Source organism: Roseburia sp. 1XD42-69, assembly GCF_003612565.1.
GTDB lineage: Bacteria > Bacillota > Clostridia > Lachnospirales > Lachnospiraceae > Roseburia_B.
On record NZ_RAZG01000232.1, the window covers coordinates 1 to 1021 of the forward strand.

The 1021-nt window shown below is 49.7% G+C and carries 2 protein-coding genes; both read left to right on the forward strand.

The genetic code is table 11. From position 1 onward, the window contains the following. Positions 1-456, forward strand: a 456-nt coding sequence (locus tag D7Y06_RS25290) for a hypothetical protein (RefSeq protein ID WP_120410216.1), incomplete at its 5' end; no start/stop codon positions are given. Between the two features lie 53 nt (positions 457-509). Further along, positions 510-734 carry a hypothetical protein gene (locus D7Y06_RS25295; RefSeq protein ID WP_016303008.1) on the forward strand — a complete coding sequence of 75 codons (225 nt, stop codon included), beginning with the start codon at positions 510-512 and terminating at the stop codon, positions 732-734. Positions 735-1021: the final 287 nt, after the last annotated feature.

Sequence of the window (1021 nt, forward strand, 5' to 3'; positions counted from 1 at the left end):
GCCCTCCGGGAGAAGATAACGGAATATGCCAGAGAGGATGCGGCGCAGAATGTCTATATGGGAAATAAGTTTCTCGCCCTGCGGAAAAGCGAGGTCGCCAAAGTCGCGCCGGACAGGGCTGCGCTGATGGGGAAACTCAATCAGGAAATGACGGATATGAAAGAAATTCGGGAGGCGGATGAGCGGTGGCTGCGCTTTCTGTTCGGGGAGCCGTATGAGGCTAAGTTCCTGTCGGAAGGTACGGGTTCTGCCGTCCATGTGTATGACGGGAACGGTGACGAGATACTGACCTACACGATGGGCGTGGGATGGCATGAGAAGGAGTCGAAGGTGGAGACGCAGGTGCACGGGGCTTTGAAGGCTGCCTACTATGATGCGTACCATGCGGCAAGGCAGGAGATAAATGCTGGTGTTGCCGGGATGGAAGTTCAGGGTGGATTTGACGCAAGGGCATAGGGAGAAAACCAATAAAGCACAAACGATAAAAGGGAACCAAGCAGGAACAATTCATGTCTGGTTCCCTTGTTCCATATCAGTGCGGGGAGATAGCAACAGATGTATTTTGGGGGAGAGGAGGTGGTATTATCCGGAAAATGAAATGCCCGGAGAGATGGTGCAAGAAACGGGCCTGTGACATTGGGGAGACGGGTTCCGGCTGGATTATCGTGTCGCTGAAATGCCCTAGCTGCGGCAGGGTAATAAAGGTGTACTGGAAACCGAAAGGAAAAAGATAAATATACATAGCAGGAAAGAATTGCAGGAAGGTATCCTGCTATTTTTACTTTTATAGATTAAAGCGTTTCTTTTATGGACATATTAAGGTTATCAATGGTAATTTCTGGAAATTCCCATTGTGCGGCTTGGCAGGTCTGCCATGCCGGATAACTGAATATGTACCGAGCGAGTGGGACCGCATTGTGTCGAGTCACGAATGGCCGGAGTAAAGCTAGTGAATCATAGGGGGGTACATTCCCCGATGCTTGCATCGTAACTTGCTTAACACAATACTAAAAAAGTGATA